The sequence below is a fragment of the Pseudomonas putida genome (assembly GCF_026625125.1).
GTDB lineage: Bacteria > Pseudomonadota > Gammaproteobacteria > Pseudomonadales > Pseudomonadaceae > Aquipseudomonas > Aquipseudomonas putida_X.
Map to the genome: position 1 here is coordinate 662,393 of NZ_CP113097.1, position 24,369 is coordinate 686,761.

Annotated in this window: 23 protein-coding genes and 1 pseudogene; 10 read left to right on the top strand and 14 right to left on the bottom strand. The window is 62.3% G+C overall.

The window, feature by feature from the left end:
- Nucleotides 1-188: 188 nt before the first annotated feature.
- The 3 genes and pseudogenes from OSW16_RS03070 to OSW16_RS03080 all read left to right on the top strand — a co-directional run.
- The gene (locus OSW16_RS03070; protein ID WP_267820668.1) at nt 189-2,363 is read left to right on the top strand and encodes a TonB-dependent siderophore receptor; all 2,175 of its coding nucleotides are present in this window, start codon (nt 189-191) and stop codon (nt 2,361-2,363) included.
- 346 nt (nt 2,364-2,709) lie between these two features.
- Nucleotides 2,710-2,952 carry a hypothetical protein gene (locus OSW16_RS03075; protein ID WP_267820670.1) on the top strand — a complete coding sequence of 81 codons (243 nt, stop codon included), beginning with the start codon at nt 2,710-2,712 and terminating at the stop codon, nt 2,950-2,952.
- A gap of 214 nt (nt 2,953-3,166) precedes the next feature.
- Nucleotides 3,167-3,277, top strand: a pseudogene (locus OSW16_RS03080) (DUF3077 domain-containing protein); the annotation flags it as partial.
- A gap of 238 nt (nt 3,278-3,515) precedes the next feature.
- Here the strand turns inward: OSW16_RS03080 and OSW16_RS03085 are convergent.
- From OSW16_RS03085 to OSW16_RS03125, 9 genes are all read right to left on the bottom strand, one after another.
- Nucleotides 3,516-4,223, bottom strand: coding sequence for a LexA family transcriptional regulator (locus OSW16_RS03085; protein WP_267820672.1), 708 nt, complete (start codon nt 4,221-4,223; stop codon nt 3,516-3,518).
- A gap of 168 nt (nt 4,224-4,391) precedes the next feature.
- Nucleotides 4,392-4,919, bottom strand: coding sequence for an inorganic diphosphatase (gene ppa, locus OSW16_RS03090; RefSeq protein ID WP_003255365.1), 528 nt, complete (start codon nt 4,917-4,919; stop codon nt 4,392-4,394).
- A 93-nt stretch (nt 4,920-5,012) separates the two neighbouring features.
- Nucleotides 5,013-5,828 carry a zinc-dependent peptidase gene (locus tag OSW16_RS03095; protein WP_267820674.1) on the bottom strand — a complete coding sequence of 272 codons (816 nt, stop codon included), beginning with the start codon at nt 5,826-5,828 and terminating at the stop codon, nt 5,013-5,015.
- Between the two features lie 8 nt (nt 5,829-5,836).
- Complete coding sequence (locus OSW16_RS03100; RefSeq protein WP_267820676.1) at nt 5,837-6,484, bottom strand: DedA family protein; 648 nt, start codon at nt 6,482-6,484, stop codon at nt 5,837-5,839.
- 191 nt (nt 6,485-6,675) lie between these two features.
- Nucleotides 6,676-7,134, bottom strand: coding sequence for a GNAT family N-acetyltransferase (locus OSW16_RS03105; protein ID WP_012312531.1), 459 nt, complete (start codon nt 7,132-7,134; stop codon nt 6,676-6,678).
- 107 nt (nt 7,135-7,241) lie between these two features.
- Nucleotides 7,242-8,057 (bottom strand): ethanolamine ammonia-lyase subunit EutC, encoded by an 816-nt coding sequence (gene eutC, locus OSW16_RS03110; RefSeq protein WP_267820678.1) that lies wholly within the window; start codon nt 8,055-8,057, stop codon nt 7,242-7,244.
- An 8-nt stretch (nt 8,058-8,065) separates the two neighbouring features.
- Nucleotides 8,066-9,460, bottom strand: coding sequence for an ethanolamine ammonia-lyase subunit EutB (locus OSW16_RS03115; protein ID WP_267820680.1), 1,395 nt, complete (start codon nt 9,458-9,460; stop codon nt 8,066-8,068).
- Nucleotides 9,461-9,508: 48 nt separating this feature from the next.
- Nucleotides 9,509-10,957, bottom strand: a complete 1,449-nt coding sequence (gene eat, locus OSW16_RS03120) for an ethanolamine permease (protein WP_241803964.1) — start codon at nt 10,955-10,957, stop codon at nt 9,509-9,511.
- Between the two features lie 273 nt (nt 10,958-11,230).
- A complete protein-coding gene (locus OSW16_RS03125) occupies nt 11,231-12,751 on the bottom strand; it encodes an aldehyde dehydrogenase family protein (RefSeq protein WP_267820682.1) in 1,521 nt (506 codons plus the stop codon).
- A 256-nt stretch (nt 12,752-13,007) separates the two neighbouring features.
- Here OSW16_RS03125 and OSW16_RS03130 point away from each other — a divergent pair, with 256 nt between their 5' ends.
- From OSW16_RS03130 to OSW16_RS03145, 4 genes are all read left to right on the top strand, one after another.
- A complete protein-coding gene (locus OSW16_RS03130) occupies nt 13,008-14,975 on the top strand; it encodes a sigma-54-dependent Fis family transcriptional regulator (protein WP_267820684.1) in 1,968 nt (655 codons plus the stop codon).
- A gap of 66 nt (nt 14,976-15,041) precedes the next feature.
- The gene (mpl, locus tag OSW16_RS03135) at nt 15,042-16,391 is read left to right on the top strand and encodes a UDP-N-acetylmuramate:L-alanyl-gamma-D-glutamyl-meso-diaminopimelate ligase (RefSeq protein WP_267820686.1); all 1,350 of its coding nucleotides are present in this window, start codon (nt 15,042-15,044) and stop codon (nt 16,389-16,391) included.
- Nucleotides 16,388-17,017 (top strand): flavin prenyltransferase UbiX, encoded by a 630-nt coding sequence (ubiX, locus tag OSW16_RS03140; RefSeq protein WP_039603651.1) that lies wholly within the window; start codon nt 16,388-16,390, stop codon nt 17,015-17,017. Before mpl ends, ubiX begins: the two co-directional genes overlap by 4 nt.
- Nucleotides 17,014-17,301, top strand: coding sequence for a YceK/YidQ family lipoprotein (locus OSW16_RS03145; protein WP_267820689.1), 288 nt, complete (start codon nt 17,014-17,016; stop codon nt 17,299-17,301). The genes ubiX and OSW16_RS03145 overlap by 4 nt, the downstream gene beginning before the upstream one ends.
- Nucleotides 17,302-17,347: 46 nt before the next feature.
- Here the strand turns inward: OSW16_RS03145 and OSW16_RS03150 are convergent, their stop codons facing one another.
- From OSW16_RS03150 to OSW16_RS03160, 3 genes are all read right to left on the bottom strand, one after another.
- A complete protein-coding gene (locus tag OSW16_RS03150) occupies nt 17,348-17,992 on the bottom strand; it encodes an oxidoreductase (protein ID WP_012312540.1) in 645 nt (214 codons plus the stop codon).
- Between the two features lie 27 nt (nt 17,993-18,019).
- Nucleotides 18,020-19,753, bottom strand: coding sequence for a C13 family peptidase (locus OSW16_RS03155; protein WP_267820691.1), 1,734 nt, complete (start codon nt 19,751-19,753; stop codon nt 18,020-18,022).
- A 93-nt stretch (nt 19,754-19,846) separates the two neighbouring features.
- On the bottom strand, nt 19,847-20,302 hold the full coding sequence (locus OSW16_RS03160; RefSeq protein WP_241803958.1) for a MaoC family dehydratase: 456 nt from the start codon (nt 20,300-20,302) through the stop codon (nt 19,847-19,849).
- A gap of 144 nt (nt 20,303-20,446) precedes the next feature.
- Between OSW16_RS03160 and OSW16_RS03165 the strand changes: the two genes are divergently transcribed.
- The 3 genes from OSW16_RS03165 to OSW16_RS03175 are packed head-to-tail and all read left to right on the top strand — an operon-like array spanning nt 20,447 to nt 22,122.
- Nucleotides 20,447-20,809, top strand: a complete 363-nt coding sequence (locus tag OSW16_RS03165; protein WP_267820693.1) for a CidA/LrgA family protein — start codon at nt 20,447-20,449, stop codon at nt 20,807-20,809.
- Nucleotides 20,806-21,522, top strand: coding sequence for an LrgB family protein (locus OSW16_RS03170; RefSeq protein WP_267820695.1), 717 nt, complete (start codon nt 20,806-20,808; stop codon nt 21,520-21,522). The genes OSW16_RS03165 and OSW16_RS03170 overlap by 4 nt, the downstream gene beginning before the upstream one ends.
- Before the next feature lie 9 nt (nt 21,523-21,531).
- Nucleotides 21,532-22,122, top strand: coding sequence for an LON peptidase substrate-binding domain-containing protein (locus OSW16_RS03175; protein ID WP_267820697.1), 591 nt, complete (start codon nt 21,532-21,534; stop codon nt 22,120-22,122).
- Between the two features lie 173 nt (nt 22,123-22,295).
- On the opposite strand, the gene OSW16_RS03180 is transcribed toward OSW16_RS03175, so the two are convergent.
- Nucleotides 22,296-23,612 carry a bifunctional DedA family/phosphatase PAP2 family protein gene (locus OSW16_RS03180; protein ID WP_267820699.1) on the bottom strand — a complete coding sequence of 439 codons (1,317 nt, stop codon included), beginning with the start codon at nt 23,610-23,612 and terminating at the stop codon, nt 22,296-22,298.
- A gap of 3 nt (nt 23,613-23,615) precedes the next feature.
- Nucleotides 23,616-24,308 (bottom strand): DNA-3-methyladenine glycosylase, encoded by a 693-nt coding sequence (locus OSW16_RS03185; RefSeq protein WP_267820701.1) that lies wholly within the window; start codon nt 24,306-24,308, stop codon nt 23,616-23,618.
- Nucleotides 24,309-24,369 lie beyond the last annotated feature (61 nt).

The window sequence follows — 24,369 nt, forward strand, 5'->3', positions numbered from 1 at the left end:
GGTCTTTAATGAGAATTCGTATCAGTTGGCGATCATCCCATTGCATGCAGGCTAAGGGCAATCACCCCGTGGCGGGTGCATGTGTTAAGAAGGTTAATCCTGCTGCACCCCCCGTTTTCGTCCGGTATCGTTCGCAAAAAGCAACGTATGTCGTTTGCGATTAAATATCATTTGGGCGAAGGTGTGCCATGAGCAGTTTCAAAGGTGTGGGGAGCCCGCGACGGGCGCGGGGCTGGCTGATGCTGGGGTTGTTGGCGCCGTTTTCATTCTCGGCATTGGCCGAAACGGTAGCCAATGAGGTCGCTGCGGACACCTCGCTCGACCTGCCGGCATTGACCATCGAAGGCAACCGCCTGTACGACATGCTGCCTTCGGAAGAAACCGGCGGTTACAGCGTCGACGCTGCCACCGTCGGCACCAAGACCCCCGCGTCGCTCAAGGAAATACCGCAGTCGGTCACTGTCTACACCCAGGACTACGTCAAAGACCGCCAGTTCGTGCACCTCGATGACCTGGCCAAGTACACCGCTGGGCTGCGCACCCTGACAAACGACAGCGGGCGCTCGTCGATCTATGCCCGTGGCTACGAGTACAGCGAGTTCAACATCGATGGCCTGCCGGCGCCCATGGCCAGTATTTTCGGCACCGTGCCGTCGCTGGCGGCCTTCGATCGTGTGGAGATCATGCGCGGCCCGGCGGGGTTGTTCAGCAGCACCAGCGAGCTTGGCGGTATCGTCAACATGGTGCGCAAGCGCCCGACCGCCGAATTCCAGGGCCACGTCGAGGCCAGGTACGGCACCTGGGACACCAACCACGAAGAAATCGACCTGGGCGGGCCGCTGGATGATGCAGGCCGGGTGCGTGGGCGCTTCGTGGCCTCGCGTGATGACACCAATGGGGAGGTGGACTACAACGCCAACACCAGCAACAGCTACTACGGCGCGCTGGATATCGACCTTGATGACGACACCCAGCTGTCATTCGGCCTGATTCACGAAGTGAAGAACATCACCCCGCACAACGGCTACCCGGCAACCCTGTCTGGTGAGGTGCCGGATTTCAGCCATTCGAAGTTCCTCGGCGCTGACTGGAACTACTTCGACGGCAAGACCACCGACCTGGTTGCCGAGTTGACGCACCGCTTCGACAACGGTGGTTATGGCCGTATCGCCGCCCGTGGCTCGCACCGCGACACCGACTACCTCTATGCCTTTACCGCCACCAATGCCACCACCGGTGCCAACTCCGAGCGTGCCAGTGCCCGCGACTTCACCCAGGACACCTACTCGCTGGACGCCAGCTACAGCCAGCCGTTCGAAACCTTCGGCCAGGTCAGCGAATTCGTGGTGGGTACCGACTACAAGAACTACGACACCGAGTACCTCAACGGCACCACCAACCTGGGGGGCATCAACGTCGGCAGCTACTCGCCGACCCAGTTCGCCAAACCGTCGCCGAACTACAGCACCGAAACCGGCATGCAGGAGGAAGAGTACGGGCTGTACTCCAAGGTCACCTTCCGCCCGGTCGAGCGTTTGGCGCTGATTGCTGGTGGCCGATTCAGTTGGTATCGCGGTGATTTCTACACCACTACCCTGAGCACGGGTTCGACTGTCGATGACAACAAGCGCGTGGATGGGCGCTTCACGCCGTACGGTGGCGTCGTCTACGACCTGACCGATACCCATGCGCTGTATGCCAGCTATTCGCAGGTATTCAAGCCGCAGTCAGACACCGACAGCAATGGCCGGGTGCTCAAGCCGCGTGAAGGCGAGCAGTATGAGTTTGGCCTCAAGAGCAGTTACTTTGGCGGCGACCTCAATACCCGCCTCTCGGTATTCCGTTTGACCGACGAGAACCGCGCCAGCACCGACTATGACGAGGATGGCGTAGACACCGGGTTTTCGGTTGCATCGGGCAAGACGCGCGTGAAGGGTGCCGAAGTGGAAGTCAGCGGCAAGCTGACGCCGAACTGGGAGGTGCTGGCGGGCTACACCTGGATGGAAACCGAAACCCTCGACGGTGATGCCGAAACCACCTTCTTCATCATGCCGCGCCACCAGGCGTCGCTGTGGAGCAAGTACACCATCAGCCAAGGGCCTTTGACCGGGCTGGCCATTGGTGGTGGCGTCTCGGCGATGAGCAACTTCCATTCCGAGAACGGCGGCGTGCGCATCGATGCGCCGGGGTACGCCACGGTGGATGCGATGCTGTCGTACCCGGTTACCTCGAAGCTGACGGCCACCTTTAACGTCAACAACCTGTTGGACCGTGATTACCTGTCGCGGGTGGGGTCGACGTCGACGTTCAACTTCTATGGGCCTTCGCGCAGCATGATGGTTGGCGCGCGTTATGATTTCTGACGTATTTTCCAGGAAATTGTCAGATTTTTACCGTTGCTTGTAGTCCATTTCTGAAATAGCTTGTTCCCGCCTTTTCGGCATTGCGGTGCTTTTCTCTGCGGCCTAGTCTGGGCCCGTCGTTGCCAAATCAGCGACCGGGCCTGCAAGCCCGCACAGAAAACGCATGCTTATCACCGAAAGCCAATGGTTTGCCATTGAGCGCGCTTGACGGTGGCTGCGTACGGGAGGTTTTCGAACCTGCCGGTTTTCGTTCTCTGTCCGGTCTTGCAGACCTGTACGTGGCCGCCACCCATCACACTGCAAGTCATGAGTGTGCGGCTCTAGTGAATCCACAGAGGGCTACACCATGCTTAAAATTGTCCCTGACCCACCCCATGATAATCATTCCCTTGAAGACACCCTGATCCAGGCCACGGACTATGCGCTGTGCGCCACGACCGTTGTGCACCAGGCACTGCTGCTGCATCCCAAGTCACCGGCATCGGTTTTGATGATGACCTCGCTGCATGAAATGGAGGCGTTACGGGTTTTGCTCGAGTCGGCGCTGATCCAGGTGCAGATGCCCACAGGCCCTCGGACCTTGCATTAGGGCTTGGAAGATTTGCCGCCTATACCGGCCCTATCGCCGGCAAGCCGGCTCCCACAGGTTTCAGCGGCGGTGCGGGCACTGGAGCCCAACAGTCTTGCTCAACTTCTAAAAGCTGGCGCCATCCCTGTGGGAGCCGGCTTGCCGGCGAGAGGCCAGGCCGGCCAGCGCAAATTTCAAGGAGATTGAACAATGACCACTGACACAACCAGGTTCGACCATAAACGGCCTGATGGATGAGAAACCCATGATGATCTGGGCTTCGCATTACCTCAGTGCCATGGCCAAGGCGCTGATGGATGGTGCCGAGCTGGGCATGAAGCATTAAGAGCAGGCATTAAAAAGCCGGCTTGTGGCCGGCTTCTCGGGGACGCTTCCGGCTAATTTATGGTAAGCCGCAACCGCCTTAACTGGGTGGCCATCAAAGGCCTGAAAAAGATGGCGAACGTTCGTGTGAAACGTTGCCGAGCCCTCTGGCCTGCGGCTTGCGCCGGTCGGGGCTGAATGTGGCGCGTAGCATACAAGGGCCTGCTCAGGATGCCCAGCAAAAAATGGCACAGGGTGTTTCATTCAGGGCGTTGCCGGCAAAAATGCGACCAGTGGAACACCCAGCCGAGTATCTCCAAGTGCTGTGCCTGGCGCTGGGCAGGGGTGAAGCGTTCCACGGTGTAGTTGCGCCTGTCGTGACTGTGCAGGCACAGGATGCCGTTGTGGCCGAGGCTGAGGCTGTTCACCCGGAGGGTGCCATTGTGCAGCAGGGCATAGGTTTCACCGTCCTTGACCCGGGTCTGGCTGACGTCAATGGCCACTATCGCGTCGGATGGAACCCACGGCGCCATGTTTTGGCTTGGCATGGCCAGGCAAACGACACTATCCATTCCAACGCCCAAGGCCTGCAGCGCTTCAAGCGGCAGTTGCAGGTACTTGCCCTCCAGCGCGACGAGCTTGCCGTCGTGCACTTGCTGAAATGGCACCTGCAAGAGCCGGGTAGCCTGGGTCGACAGCAAGGAGAGCGCATTACCAGTATCAGGGGCGGGCTGCAGGGCGCGGCTGCGCAGGATCGAACTGGGGTGTTTGGGGCCTTCGCCACAGCGCAGCCAGCGCCGGTGTACGCAGAACAGGTCGGCAAGTTCGTCCAGGCGAGCCAGGGGAATGCCGCGCTTGAACCAGTTGTTCACGTGCTGGGCCGTCAAACCACGCTGGGCGGCGAGATCGGCAGGGGTCAAGCCACACTCGTGGAGGAGGGCCTTGAGGCGGTCACCGGAGGTTTTCATGCACCGGAGTGTACCGGCGGTGTGCCAGTAGGGATACGAACCAGGTGTTGACGTGACGTGTACGAAAAGCGCCTAGGTGTAGGACCCTGGATTAGGACCTTGTAGGATTTTTTGCCACAGCGGCACGCACAAAAAACCCCGCCGAAGCGGGGCTTGGTGCATACGGTATCAGCCCTTGTAGGCAGCAACCGATTTGGTGATCGCGGCGCGGGCGGCGTCGGCGCCTTCCCAGCCCTCGATCTTGACCCACTTGCCCTTCTCGAGATCTTTGTAGTTCGCGAAGAAGTGCTCGATCTGCTGGATCAGCAGTGCTGGCAGGTCAGTGTATTCCTTGACGTCGACATACAGCTGCGACAGCTTGTCGTGCGGCACAGCGATGACCTTGGCGTCGCCGCCGCCGTCGTCGGTCATGTTCAGAACGCCGACCGGGCGGGCACGGATGACCGAACCAGGGGCGACCGGGTAAGGGGTAACCACCAGCACGTCCAGCGGATCACCGTCGTCGGCCAGGGTGTTTGGAATGAAGCCGTAGTTGGCCGGGTAGAACATCGGGGTGGCCATGAAGCGATCGACGAACAGGGTATCGCTGTCCTTGTCGATTTCGTACTTGATCGGCGCGTGGTTGGCCGGGATCTCGATGGCGACGTAGATGTCGTTCGGCAGGTCTTTGCCAGCCGGAATCTTGCTGTAGCTCATTGGGCAGTGCCCCCGTGTTTGATCAAAAAAGTGGCGGCGATTATAGGCACATTCGGCCAGGGCATGCCACGCCCCACCTGATGCGCGGGCGCATCAGGTGGGGCTTTGGCGGTAGTCAGGGTGTTCGTCCTGCAACCGCGTCAGGCGCGCCAGAGGGTCCTGGCGGTAGAACAGCGACAGTTGCCGGTACACCTGCGGATAAGCTTGCTGCAAGAGGTCGGGTGCGCTGAAGAAGTACTCGCTGGTGACGGCGAAGAACTCTGCCGGGTTTTCGGCCGCATAAGGGTCGATGGCCGTTTGCGCTTCAGGGTCGGCGTCCAACTGGCGGTTGAGGTCGTCATACGCCTGCTGCATGGCCGTGGCCCAGGCTTCGACCTGCATGTCGCTGTGCAGCGGTGGCAGGCCATTGGCATCGCCATTGAGCATGTCGAGCTTGTGCGCCAGCTCGTGGATCACCAGGTTGTAGGCTTCCCAGCCGCCGCTGGCCAGCACCCCGGCCCAGGCCATGATCACCGGGCCCTGCTGCCACGCCTCGCCGCTGTGTTCACCATCCCAGACATGCTCCACGCCACTGGCGTCGCGGTGGCGCTGGGGGCTTTTGAAGTCGTCCGGGTAGAGGATGATCTCGTGAAAGCCCTGGTACCAGTTGAGGTCCCCCAGGTGCAACAGCGGTAGTTGAGCCTGGGCAGCCAGGAACAGGCGTTGCTGATCATCCAGCTCGACGCCGGGCAGGGTGGTCAGGTGCTTGTCGAGCAGGAACAGGATGCACGCATCACGGAGCCGACGGTCTTCGTCGTCGCTGATGCCATCGAGCATCGGCAGGCGTTCACGGATCGCCTGCCATTGCTGTGGGTCGACCGGGTAGCGCGCCAGGGTTCGCTTACGCCGCCAGGCGCTGAAGGACCACATGGCGTTCGTCAGTGTGCCTTGGCGGTGCGGCCCAGGCGCCCGCGCAGCAGGCCCAGGACCATCGGCACCAGCGACAGGAAGATGATGCCGACCACCATCAGCGAGAGGTGCTGCTTGATGAACGGCACGTTGCCGAAGAAGTAGCCGAGGGTCACCAGGCCGCCGACCCACAGCAGCGAGCCTGCAACGCTGAAGGCCAGGAAACGCGGGTAGTGCATGTGGGCGATGCCAGCGACGAACGGTGCGAAGGTACGCAGGATTGGCAAGAAGCGTGCGAGGGTCACGGTTTTGCCACCATGGCGTTCATAGAACTCATGGGTGCGCTGCAGGTAGTCGCGGCGGAAGATTTTCGAATTGGGTTTGTTGAACAGCCGTTCACCTGCCGTTCGCCCGATCACGTAGTTGGTGCTGTCACCCATGATTGCGGCGGCCATCAGCAGGCCGGCCAGCAGTACCGGGTCCATGCCGCCACCGGCGGCCACGGCGCCGGCGATGAACAGCAGGGAATCACCCGGCAGGAAGGGCATCACCACCAGCCCGGTCTCGCAGAAAATCACGGTGAACAGGATCGCGTAGATCCAGGGGCCGTAATTGGTGACCAGCAGATCAAGGTAGGCATCGAGATGCAGGATGAGGTCCAGCGGGTTGAAATCCATGTACAGCACCTGTGTTCTTGACCCGCAGCGACGGGCGAGCGGACGAGCGGTAGGGTAAATTTTCAGACATGCCAGGAGCGGGCATTATACGGCCAAGTGGCGAGGATGCCCGGAGAGTTTGTAGCGGGGGGTTACTGAGGGTGCCTTTGCTGGCCCGATCGCCGGCCAGCCGGCGCTCGGGCCAGTACGGGTCAGTCTTGACTGATCGGCAAAATGTAGCTTTCGAACTCGGTATCTTTGCGAAAACCGATGGATTCATAGGTCCTCTGCGCTACCTCGTTGTTGGCGCTGGTCGAAACCCGCATGCGCACGGCCTGGGTGTCCTTGGCCATCTTCTTGGCCTCACGGATCAGATGGTCGGCCACCAGCATGCGCCGTGAGTCTTCGGCCACATAGATGTCGTTGAGAATCCACACGCGCTTGAGCGACAGCGACGAGAAGCTCGGGTACAACTGGCAAAAGCCCAGCAGTTTGGCGTCGTCATCGTCCGGCAATGCCAGGTAGATGACCGATTCGTCGCGTTTGAGGCGCGTTTCCAGGAATTTGCGCGAGCTGTCCGGGTAGGGCAGTTGCCCATAGAACTCACGGTATCGGACGAACAGCGGGGTGAGCAGGTCGAGGTGTTCCAGGGTTGCCTTGATGATGCGCATGTGCGGCCCTCAGAGTCCATTTGGGAAACAGCGGAATGCCAGCAGCTTTCGATAGCATGCTGCCCAATGCAGGCTAGAAGCGCAATCCGCCGTCCGTGACATGTTTTTTACCCTTCACCGAGTAGGAAATTACCTTTTTGGCCAGAGGTGTTTTCACTGTCGAGAGTATGGACCTGCGCTTCGTCCTTTAAATTCACGCCAGACATCTGTCGGCGGCAGGCCTCGCGCATCAGGTATAGTAGGCGGTGGGCGGCCATGCCGTAGCTCAGGCCTTCGAGGCGAACGTTGGAAATGCAGTTGCGGTAAGCGTCGGTCAGGCCCACCTTTGGCCCGTAGGTGAAATACAAGCCCAGGCTGTCGGGTGAACTGAGCCCGGGCCGCTCACCGATCAGCACCACGGTCATGCGCGCCCCCAGCAGTTGGCCCACTTCGTCGGCCACGGCCACCCGGCCTTGCTCCACCAGCACCACCGGTGCGCTGGTCCAGCCATCGCTGGCGGCCTGCTCCTCGAAACGGGCCAGGAACGGCAAGGTATGGCGATGCACGGCCAGTGCCGAGAGGCCGTCGGCCACCACGATGGCAAGGTCGCAGCCGCCAGGGTTGGCCTGGGCGTGCTGGCGCAGGTGCTCCACCGAGTGCTCGTTCAGGCGCCGCCCCAGGTCGGGGCGTTGCAGGTACTGGTGGCGGTCGCTGGCAGCGCTGTGCAGTACCAGGCTGTCACGGCCGCGCTGCTTCAATTGTTCGGCCAAGGAACGGTGGTCGAACGCCAGGTGCACGGCATCGCGGGCCTGGGCGTGGGCGAACTGGAAGTCCAGCTGGGCGCCGGTTGGCAGGCTGATGCCGCTGCGGCCCAGGGCGATACGCGCCGGGGTCAGGTTGCGCAGGGCCAGCCAAGGGTTTTCGGGGGTGGGTGTCTGATCCATGGTCACCTCTATGACAGTTGCGCCAAGGCCTGGCGGAACGCCGGTGGCAGGTTGTCGCCAAAGCGCACCCGGCCATCGGCCTGGGTGAAGATACCGGTGCGCTGCAACCATGCCTCGAACTCAGGCCCAGGTTTAAGGCCCAGGGTCTGGCGCGCATACAGCGCGTCATGGAACGAGGTGGTCTGGTAATTGAGCATGATGTCGTCGGAACCGGGGATGCCCATGATGAAGTTGATCCCGGCCACTCCCAGCAGGGTCAGCAGGGTGTCCATGTCGTCCTGATCGGCCTCGGCATGGTTGGTGTAGCAGATGTCGCACCCCATCGGCACGCCCAGCAGTTTGCCGCAGAAGTGGTCCTCCAGGCCGGCACGGATGATCTGCTTGCCGTTGTACAGGTACTCGGGGCCGATGAAACCGACCACGGTGTTGACCAGAAACGGCTTGAAATGACGGGCCACGGCATAAGCGCGGGTTTCACAGGTTTGCTGATCGACGCCGTGGTGAGCGTTGGCCGACAGGGCGCTGCCCTGGCCGGTTTCGAAATACATGAGGTTCTGCCCGAGGGTGCCGCGCTTGAGCGACAGCCCGGCTTCGTAACCTTCCTGAAGCACGTTGAGGTTGATGCCAAAGCCGGCGTTGGCCGCCTCGGTGCCGGCAATCGACTGGAACACCAGGTCCAGCGGTACGCCGCGGTTGATTGCCTCTATGGAGGTGGTGACGTGGGTCAGTACACAGGCCTGGGTGGGAATGTCATAGCGCTGGATGATCGCGTCGAGCATTTCCAGCATCGCGCAGATCGAGGCGGTGCTGTCGGTGGCCGGGTTGATGCCGATCATGGCGTCGCCGTTGCCGTACAGCAAGCCATCGAGAATGCTGGCGGCAATCCCGGCCGGCTCGTCGGTAGGGTGGTTGGGCTGCAAGCGGGTCGACAGGCGCCCGCGCAAGCCCATGGTGCCGCGAAAACGGGTGACCACACGGATCTTCTGTGCCACCAGCACCAGGTCCTGTACGCGCATGATCTTCGAGACTGCAGCGGCCATTTCCGGGGTCAGGCCTGGCGCCAGGGCGCGCAGGCTGTCTTCGTTGGCTTCGTCGCTGAGCAGCCAGTCACGCAGGCCACCGACGGTGAGGTGGCTGACCGGGGCGAAGGCCTGGGCGTCGTGAGTGTCGATGATCAGACGGGTCACTTCATCCTGCTCGTAAGGGATCAGCGCTTCGCTGAGGAAGTGGCTGAGTGGGATATTGGCCAGTGCCATCTGCGCCGCCACCCGCTCGCCATCGTTGGCGGCGGCAACGCCAGCCAGGTAATCCCCGGAGCGTGCGGGGCTGGCTTTGGCCATCACGTCCTTGAGGCTGTCGAAACGGTAGACCAGGTGGCCTACCGTGTGTACGAAACTTGCCATACAGAATCTCCAGAGTGCCGCGGGCGTGCCCGCGGCAGGTGTCGGCGATCAGTGCAGGGCCTCTTCGGCCTTCTGGATCGCGGCGAATTCCTCTTCCGGTGTGCCCGCCACCAGGTGGTGGCGGCTGTAGAACGCAAAGTAGGCAATCAATACTGCATAGATCACTGCAGCGCCAATCACCACCCGTGGGTCGACCAGGAAGCCTGCGACCACGGCGATACAGGCCAGCACCAGGGCTACGCCTGAGGTGAAGATGCCACCCGGGGTGCGATAGGGGCGTTCCATCTTGGGCCGGCGGATGCGCAGGGTGATGTGCGCGGCCATCATCAGTACATAAGACAGCGTCGCGCCGAACACCGCAACCAGGATCAGCAGGTCGCCCTGGCCGGTCAGTGACAGGGCGAAGCCAATGATGCCGGGGATGATCAGGGCCAGTACCGGTGCCTTGCTCTTGTTGGTTTCAGACAGTTTGCGCGGCAGGTAGCCCGCGCGGGAAAGGGCGAAGATCTGCCGCGAATAGGCATAGATGATGGAGAAGAAGCTGGCAATCAGGCCGGCCAGGCCAACCAGGTTGACGAAGCCGCCCATCCAGGTGGAACCGCCATACGCCTTGGACAGCGCTTCAACCAGTGGGTTACCGGAGGCTTTGAGCGCTTCGGAGCCCGCACCGCCCGGGCCGACCACGAGGATCAGCAGGGCAAAGGCCAGCAACACCAGCATGGCGCCAATCAGGCCACGTGGCAGGTCACGTTTCGGGTTCTTGGTTTCCTCGGCTGCCAGTGGCACGCCTTCTACCGCCAGGAAGAACCAGATCGCGTAAGGGATTGCCGCCCACACGCCGACATAACCGAATGGGAGGAAGCTGCTGGCGCCGACCGCGTCGGTCTGGGCGATGTCGAACAGGTTCGCTGCATCAAAATGGGGCACCATGCCCACAAGGAAGACAGCCAGGGCGATGGCGGCGATGGCGGTGATGATGAACATCAGTTTCAGCGCTTCACCCACACCGAAGATGTGGATGCCGATAAAGACGATGTAGAACGCCAGGTAGATCATCCAGCCGCCAATGCCGAACAGGGACTGGCAGTAGGCGCCGATGAACACCGCGATGGCTGCCGGCGCGATGGCGTACTCGATGAGGATCGCCGTGCCTGTCAGAAAGCCGCCCCACGGGCCGAAGGCGCTACGGGCAAAGCCGTAGCCGCCCCCGGCGGTTGGGATCATCGAGGACAGTTCGGCGAGCGAGAAGCACATGCACAAGTACATGGTGGCCATCAGCAGGGTGGCCAGGAACATGCCACCCCAGCCGCCTTGGGCAAGACCGAAGTTCCAGCCGGCATAGTCGCCGGAGATCACGTAGGCGACGCCCAAGCCCACCAGCAGGACCCAGCCGGCAGCCCCTTTTTTCAGTTCACGCTGCTGGAAGTAGTCCGAACCGACTTTTTCAAAATCGACGGAAGCACCTGCCGGTGTGCCGGAAGATTGATCGCTTGGCATAGTTTCACCTGTTCTTTTTCTTGGTGGCCGGAAGGGTTCCGGCCCTTGGTGATGGGTACTGCAGGAAGCGAGCCATGGGGCTTCAAGCTGCTTCAAGCAGCTTCAAGCTTCAAGCTGCAAGCCTCAAGAAAAAGCAGGTCGGCGGTGTACTCGCTTTTTCTTGCAGCTTGCAGCTTGCAGCTTGCAGCTTGCAGCTTGCAGCTTGCAGCTTAGAAAAAGCGGGTCGGCGGTGCACTCGCTTTTTCTTGCCGCTTGCAGCTTGCCGCTTGCCGCTTAGAAGAAGCCCAGCGGGTTGATGTCGTAGCTCACCAGCAGGTTCTTGGTTTGCTGGTAGTGGTCGAGCATCATTTTGTGGGTTTCACGGCCTACGCCGGACTTCTTGTAACCGCCGAACGCGGCGTGTGCCGGGTACAGGTGGTAGCAATTGGTCCATACGCGGCCCGCCTTGATGCCGCGGCCCATGCGGTAGGCGCGGTTGATGTCGCGGGTCCATACACCGGCGCCAAGGCCGAACTCGGTGTCGTTGGCGATGGCCAGTGCTTCAGCTTCGTCCTTGAAAGTGGTGACGCTGACCACCGGGCCGAAGATTTCTTCCTGGAACACCCGCATCTTGTTGGTGCCTTTGAGCAGTGTCGGCTGGATGTAGTAACCGGTGGCCAGCGCCCCCTCCAGCTTCTCCACCTTGCCGCCGGTCAGCAGCTCGGCGCCCTCGTCCTGGGCAATCTGCAGGTACGACAGGATTTTTTCGAACTGCTGTTGCGACGCCTGGGCGCCGACCATGGTGTCGGTGTCGAGCGGGTCGCCGCGTTTGATCTGCAGCACCTTCTTCATCACCACTTCCATGAACTGCGGGTAAATCGACTCTTGCACCAGTGCGCGTGACGGGCAGGTGCATACCTCGCCCTGGTTGAAGAACGCCAGCACCATGCCTTCGGCAGCCTTGTCGATGAAGCTCGGCTCAGCCTGCATGATGTCTTCGAAGTACACGTTCGGCGATTTGCCGCCCAGCTCGACAGTCGATGGGATGATGTTCTCGGCGGCGCACTTCATGATGTGCGAGCCAACCGGGGTAGAGCCGGTGAAGGCGATCTTGGCGATGCGCTTGCTGGTGGCCAGCGCCTCGCCGGCCTCGCGGCCATAGCCCTGGACTACGTTGAGCACGCCGGGCGGCAGCAGGTCGCCAATCAGCTCGACCAGCACGGTGATGCCCAGCGGCGTCTGCTCGGCTGGTTTGAGCACCACGCAGTTGCCAGCGGCCAGGGCCGGTGCCAGTTTCCAGGCGGCCATCAGGATCGGGAAGTTCCACGGGATGATCTGCCCGACCACGCCCAGTGGCTCATGAATGTGATAGGCCACGGTGTTTTCGTTGATCTCGGCGGCACCGCCCTCCTGGGCGCGTATGCAGCCGGCGAAATAGCGGAAATGATCGACCGCCAGCGGGATGTCGGCGTTAAGGGTTTCGCGGACCGGCTTGCCGTTGTCCCAGGTTTCGGTGATGGCCAGCACTTCGAGGTTTTGCTCGATGCGGTCGGCGATCTTCAGCAGAACGTTGGAGCGGTCCTGTACCGACGTACGGCCCCAGGCATCGGCGGCAGCGTGGGCAGCGTCCAGGGCCTTGTCGATGTCTTCGGCAGTGGAGCGGGGGAATTCAGCGATCAGCTTGCCATTGACCGGGGAGGTGTTGTCGAAATACTGCCCCTTCACCGGAGCTACGAATTCACCACCGATGTAGTTGCCGTAGCGGCTCTTGAAGGAAACCTTCGCGCCCTCGGTACCGGGATGTGCATAACGCATGGTGTGTCTCCTGGTTAATTGTGTTTGTTGAGGAGTTGGAAAGCGTAGAGCAAAGGTTGGGCCAGCGTGGGGAGGGCTAGTTGAATCAATGGCTTGCGCGATTTCTTGATGGGCCTGCAGCGGGCGCTGTACCGGGAACGGCACGTGCTGGGTGACACTTTGTACCGTTTGCGACACGCTTGATTGCGGTGCATTGCAAAGCCCGGGCGGGTGGAGGATGCTGGCAGGACGCTCTATCTGCGGAGAACAAAAACCAATGCAGAGCCACCACCTCAGTCGTCATGCCCAGCAAGTGCATACCGTTGCCCACGGCGAAGCCGGGGGGGCCGGCAGCGATCCGTCCATTGCCCGATCCTGGCTGCGATGCCTGGAGGACTACCATCTGGATCCCGAGTTGCTTGCCGCGCCGGTTGTGCTGGAGCACGGCCGCTTGCTCGAAAGCCGTGAGCGCCTGAACCAGGTGCTGAAAATCGCCGACAGTGAAATGAACAGCCTGCACCAGCAGTTATCCGGTGCCGGGCATGCGGTGCTGCTGACCGATGCGCGCGGTGTCATCCTCAACTGTGTCACTGCACCCAGCGAGCGGCGCATCTTCGAACGTGCGGGGTTGTGCTTGGGCGCTGACTGGAGCGAAGCGCGCGAGGGCACCAACGGCATCGGCACCTGCCTGGTGGAGCGCCAGGCCCTGACCATCCATCAGAACGAACATTTTCGCGGCCGGCACACCGGGCTGACCTGTTCGGCCAGCCCGGTATTCGACCCTCACGGCGAACTGCTGGCAGTGCTCGATGTGTCCTCGGCGAGGCCGGATGTTTCGCGCCAAAGCCAGTTTCATACCATGGCGCTGGTCAACCTTTCGGCAAAGATGATCGAGAGCTGTTACTTCCTGCGCCACTTCGAGCAGCAATGGCTGCTGCGCTTTCACCTGCAGGCCGAGTCGGTGGGGTTGTTCAGCGAAGGGCTGCTGGCGTTCGGCGCCGATGGCCGTATCTGCGCGGCCAACCAGAGCGCCCTCAACCTGTTGGGCACTGTCCGGGGCGGGGTACTGGGCAAGCCGTTGGCAATGTTCTTTGCCTGTAACCCTGATGAGCTCTTCAGCCGCGCCATGCCCACGGGCAGCCCGGCCTGGCCGCTGTATACACGAGATGGTCGGCAGGTATTTGCCAGCTTGCGCGGGCAGGCTAAGGCGCCGGTGTGGGCGGTGCCGGCTGGTTTGCCCGAAACCCGGCCTGAGCCCGACCCGGGCATTTGCCTGATGGACCCGGCGCTGCAGGGTGATTTCCAGCGGGCGCTGCGGGTGTTCGAGCGTGATGTGCCACTGTTGGTGTCGGGCGAGACCGGTTGTGGCAAGGAAGCCTTTGCCCAGGCCGTGCACCAGGCTAGCCAACGGCGCGGCAAACCGTTCGTGGCAGTCAACTGCGCATCGATTCCCGAAAGCCTGATAGAGAGTGAGCTGTTCGGTTACCGCGGCGGCAGTTTTACCGGAGCGCGCAAGGAAGGCATGCGCGGCAAGCTGCTGCAGGCCGATGGCGGCACCTTGTTGCTCGACGAGATCGGTGACATGCCGCTGGCGCTGCAGACCCGTCTGCTACGGGTGCTGGAAGAACGTCAGGTGGTGCCGATCGGTGGTGAGCCGCAAGCGGTCGATGTGCGCATCGTCAGTGCTACCCACCGAGATTTGCTGGAGCGGGTGGAGCAAGGCACCTTCCGCGAGGATCTGTATTACCGGCTCAACGGCCTGGAAGTGGCAATGCCGGCGGTGCGTGAACGCAGTGACAAGGCTCAGTTGCTGGATTTCCTGTTGCGCCAGGAAGCGCAAGGCCAGGCCATCGAAATCGACCCAAGCGCCCGCCAGGCGCTGCTGGATTATGCCTGGCCGGGCAATGTGCGCCAGATGCGCAATGTGCTGCGTACGCTGGTGGCATTGTGTGAGCACGGGCGTATCGAGTGTGGCGAGCTTCCTGCCGTGATCCTCAAAAAGGCAGGCAAAAGCTGCAGCGCCCCCCAAGAGGCTGGCACCACCCAAGAAGCTGGCGCTCCCCCTGTGGAAGCCGGCTTGCCGGCGATGAGGCCGGCACGGTTGGAGGATGCCGAGCGCCAAGCCCTGTTATCCACACTGGAGGCAAACCGCTGGCACCTCACCCGTGTCGCCGAGCATTTGAATATCAGCCGCAATACCTTGTATCGAAAACTGCGCAAACACGGCATCGCCAGGGGCGTCTGAGCGAAACAGCGGGTGCGATTTCCCGCGCCCTGGGCTACCCTGCCTCGAAGTTTTGCGAGGTCGACCATGCACATTCATATTCTCGGTATTTGCGGCACTTTCATGGGTTCGCTGGCGGTGCTGGCCAAGGAGCTTGGCCACCGTGTGACCGGTTCGGACGCCAACGTCTATCCACCGATGAGTACCCAGCTCCAGGCCCAGGGCATCGAGCTGACTCAGGGCTACGACCCGGCCCAGCTGGACCCGGCACCTGACCTGGTAGTGATCGGCAACGCCATGTCGCGGGGCAACCCTGCAGTGGAGTATGTGCTCAACAAAGGCCTGCCTTACGTCTCCGGCCCCCAGTGGCTGGCCGACCATGTGCTGCAGGGGCGTTGGGTGCTGGCCGTGGCCGGTACTCACGGCAAGACCACTACCAGCAGCATGCTGGCCTGGGTCCTGGAGCATGCCGGCATGAGCCCTGGCTTCCTGATCGGCGGCGTGCCGCAGAACTTCTCGGTCTCGGCACGTTTGGGCGATACGCCGTTCTTCGTGGTGGAAGCCGATGAATACGACAGCGCCTTCTTCGACAAACGCTCGAAATTCGTGCACTACCATCCGCGCACAGCCATTCTCAACAACCTAGAGTTCGACCACGCGGACATTTTCCCGGACCTGGCCTCCATCGAGCGGCAGTTCCATCATCTGGTGCGCACCATCCCGAGCGAAGGCTTGGTGATCCACCCGACCACAGAGCAGGCGCTGGAGCGGGTAATCGGCATGGGCTGCTGGACGCCAGTACAGACCACCGGCGAGGGTGGCCAATGGCAGGCGCGCCTGCTCAGTGCCGACGGCTCGCGCTTCGAAGTGCTGTTCGAGGGGCAAGCACAAGGCATCGTGGACTGGGGCCTGACTGGCCAGCACAACGTTGCCAACGCGTTGGCAACCTTGGCCGCTGCCCGTCATGTGGGGGTCGTGCCGGCCATGGGCATTGATGGCCTGAGCGCGTTCAAGAGCGTCAAGCGGCGCATGGAGAAGGTCGCAGAAGTGCAGGGCGTGACCATCTACGACGACTTCGCTCACCATCCGACGGCCATCGCCACCACCCTGGACGGGCTGCGCAAGCGGGTGGGCGAGGCGCCGGTAATCGCCATCATCGAGCCTCGTTCCAACTCCATGAAGCTCGGCGCGCACCGTGACGGCCTGCCAGAAAGCGTCAATGATGCCGACCAGGTAGTCTGGTATGCGCCAGCCAACCTGGGCTGGGACTTGGCAGCGACCGCAGCGCAGTGCAAGGTGCCAAGCGTGGTCGCCGACAGCCTCGAGGCGATCATCGAGCGGGTCAAGGGCCAGGCGCGGCCGGGCACACATGTGGTGATCATGAGCAACGGCGGCTTTGGCGGCCTGCACGGCAAGCTGGCCGAGGCCCTGAAATGAGCGGGCCGGAACGCATCACCCTGGCCATGACCGGCGCCTCCGGTGCGCAGTATGGCTTGCGCCTGCTCGATTGCCTGGTGCGCGAAGACCGTGAGGTGCATTTTCTCATCTCCAAGGCCGCGCAATTGGTGATGTCCACCGAGACTGACGTACTGCTGCCACCCAAGCCGCAGGCCATGCAGGCCTTTCTCACCGAGTACACCGGCGCTGCCGATGGGCAGATCCGCGTGTATGGCAAGGAGGACTGGATGTCGCCGGTGGCCTCGGGCTCCGGCGCACCGGCGGCCATGGTGGTGGTGCCGTGCTCGACCGGTACCCTGTCGGCCATCGCCACCGGGGCCTGCAACAACCTGATCGAACGTGCCGCCGACGTAACCCTCAAGGAACGTCGCCAACTGATCCTGGTGCCGCGGGAGGCGCCATTTTCGACCATCCATCTGGAGAACATGCTCAAGCTCTCGCAGATGGGGGCAGTGATCTTGCCGGCGGCGCCGGGCTTCTATCACCAGCCACAAACCATCGATGACCTGGTCGACTTCGTCGTGGCGCGCATTCTCAACCTGCTGAACATTCCACAGGACATGCTGCCGCGCTGGGGCGAACATCATCTTGGGGCGGACGATTGAGGCGGGCTCTGCCTGCCGTGCTGGCCGTCCTGCTGCTCGACGGCTGTGCCACGGTGCGGACGCTGGATGCCAACAAGCCGGGCGCCCCGGTGGTGTATGCCGGCACCCGGCTGGACTTGTACGTGATCAATGGCGGGTGTTGCTCAGAGGACCATTTCGGGGCGCATGCGCCGGCGTATCCGCGGTTGGACCTGCCAGGCAGCATGCTGCTCGATACCCTGCTCCTGCCATTATCGTTGCTGACGGCTGCCGGGATCGGTTTCCAGGCCACTGGCGGTCTGTAATGGCCCCAGCACCGGCTTGCCGGTGACAGGGCCTTACAGGCGGGCGCTATTTCTTGCCCAATCTACGCAGTTCATCCGACTCGACAACCCGAATCCCGTCCTCTTCTTCCAGCGCCAGGCGCCACAGCGCCCGCGCCAATGTGCAGGCTTCGATCCCCCGATACTTGCCCGGCATCAACCGCGCAAACGGCGACGCCAGGCGCTCTCCCAAGCGCGGTGCGATACGCTCGCCCAGCAACAGCGAAGGCCTGACAATCGTCAGTTGTGGCCAATCCTGCGCTTTGAGTGCCTCTTCCATCTCGCCTTTGACCCGGTTGTAGAAGATCGACGATTTGGGGTCGGCGCCGATCGCGCTGACCACCAGCAGGTGGCGCGCCCCCATCTCCCGGGCCCGCTTGCTGAAGGCCACCACCATGTCCAGGTCGACGGCGCGAAACGCCTGTTCGGAGCCGGCCTGCTTGAGGGTAGTCCCCAGGCAGCAGTAAGCGATGTCCACGCGCCCGGCCAACTGCGGTAAAAACACCGCAGGGTCGCCGACCGGGTTTTCCAGGTGTGGATGTTCGGCCAAGGGGCGGCGGGTGGGTGCCAGAACGCGGCTGATGGTGGGCTCGTTGAGCAGGCGGTCAAGCAGGTGTTCACCCGTCAGGCCCGTGGCTCCGGCAAGCAGGACATGCTGAGGCGTCAAGTACATGATGTCTCTCCTGTGTTACACACAAGTCTAGTGCGGGGTGGGCCTTTTTTCCTGCCCCTGCGAAGTCGCTTGTGCGGCATTGCGTAAGGCTTTTTCAGCTTGCTGCTGGCGCAGGCGTTGCCAATGTGCCAGTACGGTTGGCGGTGCCCAGATCTGTGGCTCGGAGGCTTCGAAACCTTCCCGCTTCTCCCGTTCGGCAACACTGCTGCGCGCCAGTTCAAACGCTTGTTCGAGGTCGTCGGTCTGGTTCAGCGCCTGGGCGAACAGAGCCTCGCCGAAATAGGTGAAATCAGCCTCTTCCGAGCAGCCGAATGACACCCTGTCGGCCCGAGCGGCCGTCATGATGATTGTCCGCTCATCTTTGAGCGGGGCGATGTAGCCCCCGGAATAGCAGGCGGAGATGACGATTACCTTGTCGCGTTCCTTGAGCGGCGCCAGGGCGCCGGCCAGTTCGTCGGCGGACAGGTCGGCCAGCTGCAGGCGTGGCTGGTCGAAGACCAACTGGTGGTCCTGGCTGCCATGGCTGGTCAGGTAGATGAACACCAGGTCCTGCGGGCCGGTGCGCTCGGCCAGTGTGCGGGCGGCGCGGGTAAGGTTCTCGCGGGTTGCCATGGGCCTTGAGGACATCTGGTCGCGGTGGTTGACCAGGGTGATCTGGCCATGGGCGCCGAACCGCACCTTCAACAGATTGCTGACGTAGTCGGCCTCGCGCAGAAACACACTCTGTTGGCCGTCACCCGCGACCACCAGGCTATACAGCTCAATCGGCGGCGTGGAGCGCGGTACGCGGGCCAGCGCCTGCTCCAGCAGCTTGCCCTGATTGAGCAGCGCCAGTTCCAGCGGGTCGGGAAGCAATTTGCCGTTGTGGTCGCGAACCCGCACACCATTGACCCAGTAACCGCTTTGCACCTTGCCACTGGCCAGGGTCAGTTTGCCCCGGCCCTGGTAGGCATCGTTTTCGAAGCCGCCGACATAGTGGCTGCCATCGGGCAGTTGCAGGCTGCCCTGGCCGGCCAGGCGCCAGTCGACGAAGCTGCCCTTGTAGTGGCTGCCATCGCTGCCGAGCATTTCCCCTTCGCCAAGCAGCGAACCGTCCTTGAACTCGCCAATCCACACATCGCCTTCGGCGTTTTCATAGCGGCCACGACCTTCCAGGCGATTGTCCTTGAACTCGCCGATATATTGCTCGCCATCGACGCTTTCGTAGGTGCCGCTGCCCTGCAACAGACCGTCGACGAAGCGGCCGCTGAACTGATTGCCGCTGGCATCGCTGCGTACGCCGGCACCGTTGGGCTTGCCTCTGGCGAACTCGCCCTGGTAACGGCTGCCATCGGCGAGTTCGAGTTCGCCCGCGCCATGGTACTGATCGTCCTTGAATTGGCCGCGGTAGGTCTGGTCGGCCTGCTTGAGCGTGCCTTCGCCGTCACGTCGGCCGTGGCTGAAGGTGCCGGCATAATGGCTGCCGGGGGTGGTCAGATCGCCCATGCCCTGGAACAGGCCGGCAGCGAACTGGCCACGATAGATTTCGCCATTGCTGCCATGCCACTCGCCCTGACCCTGCCACTGGCCATCCTTGAACCCGCCGGCGTACCAGCTGCCGTTGGGGTAGTCGATGCGCCCTTCGCCTTGCAGCAGGCCGTCGACTACCTGGCCCCTGTAGCGACCGCCGTCGGGCAGGCGCGCGTCCGGTGGCAACAGCGATTCGCCATCGCCACAGGCAGCGAGCATCAGGGTAAGGGTGAGAGGTAACAGAGCACGCATGGCCGAATCCGGGCAAAAGTTATGCCGAGTATGCCGCACAATGGGGCGGATGAGACAGCCATGGCAGGGGCCGCGTGGCGGCCCCGAAAACGATCAGACGAAGCAGAGCGAAAGCGGCTCGGCGATATAGGCCGGCTTGTCCTCACCTTCGATCTCCAGTGTCGCGGTAGCCTTGAGCAACCACTGCCCAGGTTTCTTCTCGATCACCTCACCCAGGTCCACCTTCAGGCGCACCTTGCTGTCGACTTTCACCGGCTGAATGAACCGCACGCTGTCGAGCCCGTAGTTGACCACCATCTTCAGGCCTTCAGGCAGCACCAGGATGTCTTCCATCAGCTTCGGAATCAGCGACAAGGTCAGGAAACCGTGGGCAATGGTGCAGCCAAACGGTGTCTTGGCCGCTTTGTCAGGGTCGACATGGATGAATTGAAAATCGCCCGTGGCTTCGGCGAACAGGTTGATGCGTTGCTGGTCGATCTTCAGCCAGTCGGAACGTCCCAGTTCCTTTCCAACGTACTGCGAAAGCTCGGTAACCGGTACATAGGGCATCGCGACTCTCCAGGTTGTCATTTGGTACGAGAGTGCAAGATCAGCACGGTGCGCAATGACAGTCAAGTTGCCAGCATCGTGGCGAATGCCTGCCCATAGGCTTGCGCGTGCTTATAATGGCCGGCATGCCCAAAGGAGATCCTTATGCTGCTGCGTGGTTTGACCTGGCTGGTGCTGTTCCAGCTGCTGGGTACGGCGCTCAATCATCTGTTGGTGCCGATACTGCCCGGGCCGATCATTGGTCTGTTGCTCTTGTTGTTGTTCCTCATGGCCCGCGGTGAGGTCGGCAAGCCCTTGAACGAGGCAGCGAGCAGCCTGTTGCGCTACCTGCCGCTACTGTTGGTACCGCCAGCCGTCGGTGTGATGGTGTATGCCAAGGCTATCGCTGCAGACTTCTGGGCGATCGCCGGCGCTCTTCTGATCTCCTGCCTGGCCACCATAGTGTTTGTTGGTGTACTGATGCAGAAACTCATGCATCGCCAGGGCAAGCGCGGGGAGCAGCCATGATCCTCGACTGGCAGGGCGCGCTCGATGCGGTTGTCCACCATCCGCTGTTTGGCATTGGTATCACGCTGGGGGCCTACCAGCTCGTGCTGGCCGCCTACGAGAAAACACGCTGGATTTTCCTGCAGCCGGTACTCGTGTCGATGATCTTGGTGATCGGTGTATTGCTGGTCTGTGGTATCGACTACCGCGAGTACCGCAAGAGCACCGAGATCATGAACATCCTGCTGGGGCCGGCCACGGTGGCGTTGGCCGTGCCGCTCTACCTGAACCTGCGGCGTATCCGTCAGCTGTTCTGGCCGACATTTACTACGCTGGTAATCGGAGGCCTGTTCGCTACGCTCTGCTGCCTGTTGCTGGGCTGGTGGTTCGGCGCTGAACATATGACCCTGATGACCATGGCGCCGAAATCGGTGACCTCACCGATTGCCATGCTCGTGGCCGAGCAAATGGGTGGTGTGGCGGCGCTGGCGGCGGTGTTCGTGTTGATCACCGGGGTGATCGGGGCCATCTTCGGCCCGGCGTTGTTGAGCCGTTTTGGCGTGCATAGCCCCGAGGCGCGCGGCATGTCCCTGGGGGTGACCGCGCATGCGGTGGGTACCTCGGTGGCCTTGCAGGAAAGTGACGAGTGTGGCGCTTTTGCCGCACTGGCGATGAGCCTGATGGGGGTGGCCACGGCGGTGTTCCTGCCGTTGGCGGTCAGCCTGGTGGCTTGAGGAGTTGTGATGACGCTACCGCTGTTTCCCCTCAATACTGTGTTGTTTCCCGGTTGCCTGCTGGATTTGCAGATATTCGAAGCCCGCTACCTGGACATGATTGGCCGCTGCATGAAGCAGGGCACAGGCTTTGGTGTGGTGTGCATCGTCGAAGGCGAGCAGGTCGGTAAGGCGCCACCTGTGGTGGCATCGATCGGGTGCGAGGCGCTGATCCGTGATTTTGTTCAGCAGGACAATGGTCTGCTGGGTATTCGGGTCGAAGGTGTGCGGCGCTTCGAACTGAGCCAGACCGAAGTGCAGAAAGACCAGTTGCTGCTGGGTGAGGTGAGTTGGCTGGCGGAGCAGGCGGACAGCCCGCTGACCGATCAGGACGATGACCTGCTGGCCCTGCTGGTGGCGTTGGGTGAGCACCCGATGGTCGAGGCACTGGACATGCCTCGTGATGTCGCGGGGCGCCAGGCACTGGCCAACCAGCTGGCTTATCTGCTGCCGTTCATGGAGGAGGACAAGCTGGACTTGCTGGCGATCGACTCGCCGTCGGAGCGGCTGGCGGAAATCCAGAGGCTGCTGGAGCGGATTCAGGGTGAGTTGTTTGCCTGATCGAGGCGGGTTGCTTTCATGGCCCTATCGCCGGCAAGCCGGCTCCCACCACGACCGCGCAGCTCTTCGGGCCTGCGCTTTACCTGTGGCAGCGACTGGCTTGCTCAACTTCCAAGAGCTGGCGCGATCCCGGTGGGAGCCGGCTTGCCGGCGATGGGGCCGCCCAGCCAACCTCAGTATTGATAACGCTCCAGGGCCAGCGGCAGCGCGTACAGGGCAAAAAAGGCCAACAGCGCGATACACGCCGGTAGTACCAGCCACCACACCCGCTGTGGCAATGCATTGAGCGGCTGGCGATGTTGCACCAGCGTCAGGCTGAGCGCGCAGACGCAGCAGGCCAGCAAGGCCCCGGCCAGAATGTCGGTCGGCCAATGCGCTCCCAGGTACACGCGCGACAGGGCAATCGCCAGTGCCGGAATGCACCCCAGCATGATCCAGGTCAGGCGCAAGCGTGGCGGCTGGCCCCGCCCGGCCAGCACGGCTATTACCAGAAAGAACGCAAACGACGCCGAGCTGTGCCCGCTGGGCATGCTGTAACTGGTCAAGGGGTCAGTCAGTATTTCCGGTCGCGCCCGGGCGAACAGCCATTTCAGCGAGCCATTGGCAATGGCCGTACCCATCAAGGCGCCGCCGGCGAACAGTGCGTGCCGCCACTGCCGGGCGAGCAGCAGCAGGCCGGTGAGCAGCCCGCCCAGGAAAAACTGGGTGCGGAAATCGCCCAAGCGGGTCACCAGCACCATGGTGCCGTCCACCGCTTGGCTGCGATGCTCCTGCACCAGGGTCATCACGCCCTGGTCGAACTCGTGAAAATACGGCCACCCCAGAAACACACCGGCCAACGCCACAAAGCTCAAGCCGGCGATCAGCCGCGTCCCGTGGCGCTGGTCGCGCACGCTGCTGTTCAGGCTCAGTCCGATCAGCACTGCCAACGAGCCAGCGATGATGCCTGCATCCAGCCAGAACCCTTCCGGCAATGGCAGGCGCATGGCCGCCCCGGTAGCCCAGCCCGGCAACAGGTAGGCGACCGACCAGCCGGCACCGGCCAGCACGCTGACCGCGATGAAACGCGGCAACGGCATGTCGAACATGCCCGCGACCATCGGCAGCATCGGCCGCAGCGGGCCGATGAAACGGCCAACCAGCAAGCTGGCGATGCCGTAGCGCTGGAAGTACGTTTCAGCGCTGCCGATCCATTCCGGGTGGTGGCGTAACAGGGGTAGGCGGCGGATGTTCTGGTGGAAGTACTTGCCGATCGTGTACGACAGGGCGTCACCGAGCAGGCCACCGAGGAACCCCAGCAGCAATGTTTCGCCCAGGCTGAAAGTCCCGCTGCCGGCCAATACCGCGACGGCGAACAGCAGTACCGTACCCGGCACGATGATGCCCGCGATGGCCAGGCATTCGATGCAGGCCACCAGGAAAATTGCCACGCCAAGCCACTGCGGGTTAGCGCTGAGCCAGCCGGTCAGGCTGTCGAGCCATTGGCCCATGGTTCAGCTTCCTTGTTCGAGAATGAAATAGTCTTGCCCTTCGACTTGGCCCCGGCGCAGCGGGTTCCGGGTGCAGAAGCGGGCGTATTCGGCGTCGATGAAACGGTACGGCAGGTGCTCATCGCGGCCATGGGGGATACCCAGGCGCGCGGCCTGGACCACTTTGGGTACGGCGATCGCACAATCCTCCACGTACAGGCGTTCAGGGTCGAAGCGCTGGCCATCCCACTGCGGCACCTTCAGGCCCAACGCCCGGCAGAGCAGTGTCTGGCCGGCACACAGGCGTTCGGCTGGGCGCAGCTTGCCGCTGGCGTCGGGGTTGTTCAACTGCATTTGCGCCAGGCTGTTGGCATCGGAAAGGGCGTCCACCCAGGGGTAGGCCGACTTGATGAGCACTGCATTGCCCGGGCCGTGTGCGCTGAAATTGAGCGAGTCGCCTCCGCGGGCGTAATACATGTAGATATGCCCGCCATCTAGAAACAGCGCCCGGCGTTTCTCTGTGTAGCCAAGCGAGGCATGGCTGCCCTTGTCGGTCAGGTAATAGGCCTCGGTTTCAATGATCCGAGCGGCCAGCCACAGGTCGCCGTGCCGATGGCGGATGACTTTGCCGAGCAGGGCTTTGGCCAAGACCTGGGCGTCCCGGTCGAAGAAGCTGTCGGGCAAGGCGCGGGCAGGGCAGGGAGGCGTGTCTGGCATGCTGGCGATTCGTGGTGGTGTAGGCGCGGATGATAGCAATGATTGGCTTAATCGAGGCTGA